General features: G+C 30.4%; 1 protein-coding gene. It reads right to left on the bottom strand.

Going from position 1 to position 411, the window contains the following annotated elements; all coding sequences use genetic code 11:
- Positions 1–305: protein rep (locus AC1DP9_RS27780; RefSeq protein WP_441932350.1), on the bottom strand; the 305-nt coding region annotated here is incomplete at its 3' end.
- Between the last annotated feature and the right edge of the window lie 106 nt (positions 306–411).

Raw genomic sequence — 411 nt, 5'->3', positions numbered from 1 at the left:
GTAACATTTGGCGTGGTAAGTGTTAAAAAGATGAATTGTTTATCTTCTTTTTGCTTAATATATTGCATCATCAATGATAAACCTAACGCATCTTTTCTCGCTTTTCGCCATGCACATACAGGACAAAATCGATTTTTACATAAATTAGATTTATGCAATTTCTGTTTCTCTAATGTTTTATCTGCCACAAAACTCAAGAATGTATTGCACTCCCTTATCAAATCCATTTGTCCTTCTTTGACATGCCGTTCAATAAATTTCTGAAATACTTGATTTCTCCGTTTTTTCTCAGTATACTTTTCCATATATTAAATCACTGTAAAAACAACTAAGTTGTATACAAAGTTTTTATAACAAAAAAGTTGCTTTTTCTCCTTTCATGTAAAGTTTTGGTTTGGTCACCATAAACTC

Source organism: Cupriavidus sp. 01L43 (assembly GCF_056399925.1).
Note: the sequence above shows the minus strand (reverse complement) of the source record. Positions and strands in the feature narration are given on the sequence as shown.